Origin of the sequence: Chamaesiphon sp. VAR_69_metabat_338 (assembly GCF_031423935.1) — a bacterium.
Classification (GTDB): Bacteria; Cyanobacteriota; Cyanobacteriia; order Cyanobacteriales; family Chamaesiphonaceae; genus Chamaesiphon.
The window spans coordinates 1-6,135 of record NZ_JANPGM010000317.1; the positions used below are offsets into that span (position 1 = coordinate 1).

At 44.6% G+C, this 6,135-nt stretch carries 7 protein-coding genes and 1 pseudogene; 5 read left to right on the forward strand and 3 right to left on the reverse strand.

Features of this window, described 5'->3' with window-relative positions:
- Both RMO84_RS21325 and RMO84_RS09080 read left to right on the forward strand, forming a co-directional pair.
- Window positions 1–108: pseudogene (locus tag RMO84_RS21325) on the forward strand (DUF4188 domain-containing protein); the annotation flags it as partial.
- A gap of 175 nt (window positions 109–283) precedes the next feature.
- Window positions 284–754: a DUF2141 domain-containing protein gene (locus RMO84_RS09080; RefSeq protein WP_310488155.1), complete on the forward strand. Its 471-nt coding sequence runs from the start codon at window positions 284–286 to the stop codon at window positions 752–754.
- Here RMO84_RS09080 and RMO84_RS09085 read toward each other — a convergent pair.
- On the reverse strand, window positions 751–1,779 hold the full coding sequence (locus tag RMO84_RS09085; RefSeq protein ID WP_310488156.1) for a Gfo/Idh/MocA family oxidoreductase: 1,029 nt from the start codon (window positions 1,777–1,779) through the stop codon (window positions 751–753). The two genes, RMO84_RS09080 and RMO84_RS09085, sit on opposite strands and share 4 nt — an antisense overlap.
- A 386-nt stretch (window positions 1,780–2,165) precedes the next feature.
- Here RMO84_RS09085 and RMO84_RS09090 point away from each other — a divergent pair, with 386 nt between their 5' ends.
- Both RMO84_RS09090 and RMO84_RS09095 read left to right on the forward strand, forming a co-directional pair.
- Window positions 2,166–2,465: a ferredoxin gene (locus tag RMO84_RS09090; protein WP_309741787.1), complete on the forward strand. Its 300-nt coding sequence runs from the start codon at window positions 2,166–2,168 to the stop codon at window positions 2,463–2,465.
- Between the two features lie 171 nt (window positions 2,466–2,636).
- A complete protein-coding gene (locus RMO84_RS09095; protein WP_310488157.1) occupies window positions 2,637–3,242 on the forward strand; it encodes a Uma2 family endonuclease in 606 nt (201 codons plus the stop codon).
- Between the two features lie 382 nt (window positions 3,243–3,624).
- On the opposite strand, the gene RMO84_RS09100 is transcribed toward RMO84_RS09095, so the two are convergent.
- Window positions 3,625–4,476: an SPFH domain-containing protein gene (locus RMO84_RS09100; RefSeq protein WP_310488158.1), complete on the reverse strand. Its 852-nt coding sequence runs from the start codon at window positions 4,474–4,476 to the stop codon at window positions 3,625–3,627.
- Window positions 4,469–4,882, reverse strand: a complete 414-nt coding sequence (locus RMO84_RS09105; protein ID WP_310488159.1) for a hypothetical protein — start codon at window positions 4,880–4,882, stop codon at window positions 4,469–4,471. Before RMO84_RS09105 ends, RMO84_RS09100 begins: the two co-directional genes overlap by 8 nt.
- 609 nt (window positions 4,883–5,491) lie before the next feature.
- Here RMO84_RS09105 and RMO84_RS09110 point away from each other — a divergent pair.
- On the forward strand, window positions 5,492–6,135 hold a 644-nt coding region (locus tag RMO84_RS09110; protein WP_310488160.1), incomplete at its 3' end, for a Uma2 family endonuclease.

Sequence of the window (6,135 nt, forward strand, 5' to 3'; positions counted from 1 at the left end):
CCCATCTTCGGTTTAGCAGCGGCTACTAACCACGGCCCGATCGACGGGCGCAAAGAAACTGCCCGTCGGCGGTTGGGTGGTGAAAACAAACCTGCGGTAAATAGCTAGCAACCAGTCAAATTAACGTGCGATGGGGAACAAGGATAATTGCTTCGGTAGATTTTGTCGATCGAATCATTTATATGGAGGATGGGAGATCGGTGACGAATACTGAATAGTCGGTATTCGTCCGAATCATCAAGTTAGCATTGCACTTTTATCAAAAATTTAAACATTAACGAAAATGATTAGCTTTAATAAAATCGCTGTTGGAATTAGCTCGATCGTTGCGACAACTCTAGTTTTAAAGGTAAATCTAGCTTCAGCAGGTTATACCGGAAGTTTAGAAGTTAAATTTAATGGACTGAATAATTCCAAAGGTCAAGTATGTGCCAACTTATTTAATGGGCAAAGAGGATTTCCTGGCGGTGGTAGTGGTGCAGCGATTAAGGCTGCTAGTTGTGCGCCAATTAAAAACGGGAGTGCAGTAGTTACTTTTGCAAATTTGCCCTATGGGAATTACGCAATTTCAGCAATCCATGACATCATCGGCGATAAGAAATTGCATAGAAATTTCTTAGGTATTCCAACTGAAGGTGTAGGCTTCTCAAACAATCCCACGGTGGTAACATCTGCACCTGGGTTTAATGATGCTCAGTTTTTTGTGGCTAGGAGTAAAACTGAGCTATCAATTAAAATGAAATATTTTAATTAAAAATTAAGATAGATCGGCACCGTATCCACCACCACCGTCCGCCGCGTTTCAGCCGAAATTCGCGCCGCCTCAGCCACCCGCAGCGTTGCCAAACTAGCCGCAGGCGTTACATAATTGGGCTTACCATCGATGAGATGGTCGAGAACGAGTTCTAAGTCCTTGGCAAACAAACCCTTACGCGCGCCCAGATCTAGCGGGGTAGAAGTTCCATCCTGAATGAATACCCCTTCATCGCCATCGAAGATGAGCGCGCCATTGGCTCCATGTACCTCAAACTTGCGAGAGCCTTGCCATAAGCCTTCACCCTTGCCATAGACGACTTCGCCGATCGCGCTAGTATTTTTGAACCTAAACTGGGCGTTGCACAGACAAGTTTGATAATAATCGCCGACACCGCCCCAATATTGATTCTGACAATTGATACTCTCGATCGAGCCAAATAAATCTGTAAAGCGGTGGAGTCGAGACAGAGCCGCAGTTAGGGGAAATCCGAACTCAGTACGATGAAAAGTCCATTTTTCGGGCACGGGACGCTGGGGGACGATCGTGCTGTAGCGGGCGTAATAGACCTCACCGACGCGATCGAGCCATTCGCGCATCGTCTGGTGGAGTCCGCCCAGGAGTTCGATATGTTCGACATGGAGCAAGACTTTTTTAGTCGCAGCCAGAGCGACGATTTCCTTAGCTGTTTGAAAGTCTAACGCCAAGGGATACTCGACAATTGTATGCTTGCCAGCAGCGATCGCCGCGCGGACGATCGCGCCATGATCGCCATTAATCGTCGCCACTAGCACCAGATCGATCTCGGGCATCTGCACCAACGTCTGCCAGTCGGCAACCGCTGCAATATTGAAGCTACGGGCGAATTCTGCCGTTCGATCGGGATTGCGCCCAGAGACGGCGATTAATTGCGTGCGACTTTCGGCGGCGAAGCTTTGGGCGCGGATCTTAGCTGCAAATCCCGTGCCTACGATTCCAACTCGGAGTGGGAGATTAATTTCTCCGTAAGTAGCGATTTTAGACATAAGATTTTTTAATATGAAAGCGCGATCGAACCAACACCCAAACTGAATGCTGCAAAATATTATAACTCCTGTCCCCGTCTACTATTCAACCCCATCGGCTGGGTTTTTTATCGCGAGAAAATGTTATTAACGATCGATCGCAGCGGCTCGTCAATCTCTTCACTGTCGCCGAGATATAAGTAATTAGGATGAATTCTCGCAATTTGATTACGAATACCATTCGACTTTAGCAGGACTTATCGATACAGATGGTAATGTTTTCCCTTAGTATTCAGATAGAGATGAAAACTACTGCGATTCGCTAGGCAATCCTACCGATCGCCTGACTAGACATACATCTGTCCGAATCCGCAATTTTAAGCGAAATAAAGAGGAATTAAACTAACATGGCAACCTATAAAGTTACCTTAATCAACGAAGCTGAGAATCTGAACACCACGATCGATGTAGCTGATGACACCTACATTTTAGACGCAGCCGAAGAGCAAGGGATCGATCTTCCTTATTCTTGCCGCGCGGGTGCTTGTTCCACCTGTGCTGGTAAAATCACTGCTGGAGAAATCGACCAATCCGATCAGTCTTTCTTAGACGACGATCAAATCGAAGCAGGTTACGTCTTGACTTGTGTGGCTTATCCTAAGTCCAACTGCACTATCATGACTCACCAAGAAGAACAGCTCTACTAAGATTTCGATTTTAGAGTTAATAGTTTAGGAGCGGGGAATTGGCTTAATTCCCCGCTCCTATCTTTTTTGGAGTCGATCGAGCGTGATTAGGCAGAGCCTAAGCTTTGCGAACGACTCGAATGTTATAATTCAAGCAACAAAACCTAGCTACCACACAAGTTTGGAGGTTTTATGACAATTGCCGCCGTACCATCTGTCAGTACTCAGCCATTGCTGCTAGATGTTAGCAATACCACTCTAACTGTTACCCCAGAGCAATTCGATCGGTTGTGTATCGACAATCCCGACTTACGCCTCGAATTAACCCCGAATTCCGAATTGATTGTTATGGCTCCAACATTCTCGATTAGTGGCAAGCGGAATCTAAACTTAGGGAGTCAAGTTTACATTTGGAACGAACAAACTGAATTAGGTGAAGCATTCGATTCTTCAAGTGGTTATGATTTCACAGCGATTGGTGGTGGTAAACCTTCACCAGATGTTTCTTGGATCGAAAAGTCACGGCTGGAGGGAGTTTCGCTAGATCAACTTTGCCCGGTCGTTCCCGATTTTGTCATAGAACTTCGGTCTACGAAAGACAACTTGAATCAGTTGCAGAAGAAGATGAAGGAGTATCAGCGACTAGGAGTGCGACTGGGCTTGCTCATCAATCCGAAAGATCGACAGGTGGAGATTTACAGACTCAAACAAGAGCCAGAGTTATTAGAATCTCCGATTTCGATCGATTGTAATGAAGTCATGCCAGGTTTCGTACTGAGCATGAATAAAATTTTTTAAGTTATAAACATATTACCACTTTCAGCAGCAAATATATTCTACTCCCTTCCCGCTCCAAGACTATAGATTAACTTTTTCTTTATGCCCTCTGCGCCCTCTGTGCCTCTGCGGTTAAAAAACAATCGTTAGACAGTAATAGGGTTCAAGCATTATCTATATTCTTCTGGCGGGAAGGGAGTACTAATCTAAAGATAGATTGGAAAAAACTCGATCGTTTACAGTCACATTCAATTGTAAATATGTGGCTTCAGGCAACTGGATTTGGGGGAATCGTGCAGATTAGAAGATAGTAGTTCCAGCTAATGCTCCAGTCGCTGGAGAAATACAGTGAAACGTTTAGTGTTGATGAGTCCGAAAACTATTATTGTTATTTTATCTGAGTTTACTTATTTGACGATGGAGAGAGGGTTACACCTGTCGCGTAGGGACTAATTCCTTTTTCAGCAAGAGTTGCTTCGATCTCTAAGCGTTTGACTTTGAGCTGATAGTCACGAACTACAGGATCGATCGCTTTAATGTTGATTGCTTCTGCTTCAAGTGTGGCTTTTTTTGCTTGGATTAGCTTCAGCTTGGATGCTTCGTTTGCAGTTGCTGCTTTCAGGGCAGATTGCTGTGCTAATTGGTCGTTAAAAGATTTGCCAAAGTCGGCAATGCCAGTGATTCTCACCTCTTGGATGCGAACCATTTTGCCGTATTCTTTTTGGAGAGCTGCCTTGACTTTTTCCGCAACATCAGGAAGGTTAGAGTTAAAAGTTGCCGGATCTAAACCGGCGCCGACTTGGATAATTGCATTTTGAGTCGAAGCATATAAGTTTTGATTTTTAAAATGCTCTTCATCTACTCTCAAGACTTGGGCAACTGTACCGATAGATTCTTGAGTTGGTTCAAATGCAATAATCACCTGAACATTAATTGTGCCTTTGATATTTTGGGCTGCAAAGTGAATTGATTGATCGATCGCTTTACCCTGATCTGTCCTGGAAGAATAGTCTACTAATTGTTGACCAGTTGAATAAATCAAAACTTTATCAAATGGGCCATAGTTAAATTTACCAGAATAAATATCCACCTTGTCTTTTTCCCCGCCGGAAGCATGATAGACTGCGGCAACCTGACCCGCACTGAGTGTTTCCCAGCTTGTAACTCCAAAAATTGCACCGGACGAACAAGAAGCCGAACTTGTCGCAACTGCTGCAACTAAAGTTGAAAAACCAAACTTTTTAAGATTAAACATTTTTATTCGTTCCTTGCAAATACTTTTGAAGCGATTCAAATGGAAAGCTTGCATCAAAAATTGAGTCGTTGCGACTGTTTTTAAAAGCAAGCTCGATTGAATCCATTTGTTTTGATGTAAGACTTGTAAAATAGATTGGATGGATCGATTCGTATTCGATGTAATTGCTGGCATCTATAAATTGCTTCAAATATGTTTTTTTGCGTTTCCCAATTGCTAGCACTTTTAGCAATAAAAACCCATCACCAACTGGAATACCAAACAATAAAGCAATTCTTCCGAAGTCCAATATCGGTGCATACCATGTAGCACCATTAATAATATGATTGGGAAGACTAAAGCCACCGACAATTATACCGAGTTGGATCGAGGCAATAATCGACCAATTTCTAAGACTATGCTTCATGGATATCGATCGTTAGCGAAAGCACAGATAAATTGCAGATTGTCCAAAGGATTTCTGCTAATTTCAATAACATTGTTATTATGCCCAAAATTGTCTCAGGATATCATCTAAGGGGAAACGCAAAATTGTAACAGTCAGCTGCCTGAAACCCAAGCGGTTATAAACCGCTCATCAGAATGCAAAGTCCGCCGAAGCTGTACTAATAAACTAGTCCGCGAAGCGAAAAGTGCGGTCTTGGGCTTTGCCCAAGTGAAGCACCTTTTCAAGACAGGCGGACTTTGCAACATTAGCCACGATTTGCGGCTCGCGTAACTCCTAACGGAGAGGCTACGCCAACGTCGGGTGTCGGTGTCCCGACGGTTTGCGGATGCGCTCGTCACGGAGGTTTCCTCCAGGTTTAGCGCACCAAGCAGCGGCGCATCGAACGGGAGGTTCCCGCATGGCTTTGGGTCAAGACAGCCAGACAAGACACAACCGTAGGCGTTCTATAGGTAGCAACTTAGGTTGTCTAATTTAGTTGACGATCGATTTGTCGCTCGATCGTCAGAATCTTGGAAATGATAGAATAAAAGTCACATAACCCAGCTGATGCGAACGTTTGGAGGTTTTATGACAATCGCCGCTGCAACTAATTCCTCGATCGAAAGCAGTCCAGAAGACAACGAGACTCAGCCTTTGCTGCTGGATGTCCACAGTATTACCCTTCGTGTCACACATGAGGAGTTTGAGAAGCTGTGCCAAGACAATCCAGATCGATCGTTTGAACTAACAGCCAACGGAGAATTAGTTATTATGCCCCCAGTTGGCGGAGAGAGTGGAAATTTTGAGTCAGAGCTAGGTGGCGAGTTATTTGTTTGGAACCGTCAAACTGGGTTAGGTAAAATCTTTAGCTCCTCAACTGTCTTTGTATTGCCCAATGGTGCCCAACGATCGCCAGATGCCGCGTGGGTGGAGTTATCCAGATGGGAAGCCTTAACCCCAGAGCAACGCAAGAAATTTCCACCCCTGGCACCCGATTTTGTCATCGAGCTAAGATCTGCAACGGATCGGCTGCCGCCACTTCGAGAAAAAATGGAGGAATACCGCGCTCAGGGGGTGCGTTTGGGTTTACTAATAGATCCACAGCAGAAGCAGGTGGAAATTTATCGATCGTCGTTAGACGACGCGCAAGCTTCAGGGCATGAGCCACAACTACTAGAATCCCCCACTGAAATCGATTGTAGCGAAGTCATGCCAGGTTTCATCCTGAGCAT

Excerpts from the sequence above, each read along its gene's own strand:
- RMO84_RS09085 (WP_310488156.1), bottom strand. The coding sequence starts at position 1,779 with ATGTCTAAAATCGCTACTTACGGAGAAATTAATCTCCCACTCCGAGTT.
- RMO84_RS09080 (WP_310488155.1), top strand. The coding sequence starts at position 284 with ATGATTAGCTTTAATAAAATCGCTGTTGGAATTAGCTCGATCGTTGCG.
- RMO84_RS09090 (WP_309741787.1), top strand. The coding sequence starts at position 2,166 with ATGGCAACCTATAAAGTTACCTTAATCAACGAAGCTGAGAATCTGAAC.
- RMO84_RS09095 (WP_310488157.1), top strand. The coding sequence starts at position 2,637 with ATGACAATTGCCGCCGTACCATCTGTCAGTACTCAGCCATTGCTGCTA.
- RMO84_RS09105 (WP_310488159.1), bottom strand. The coding sequence starts at position 4,882 with ATGAAGCATAGTCTTAGAAATTGGTCGATTATTGCCTCGATCCAACTC.
- RMO84_RS09100 (WP_310488158.1), bottom strand. The coding sequence starts at position 4,476 with ATGTTTAATCTTAAAAAGTTTGGTTTTTCAACTTTAGTTGCAGCAGTT.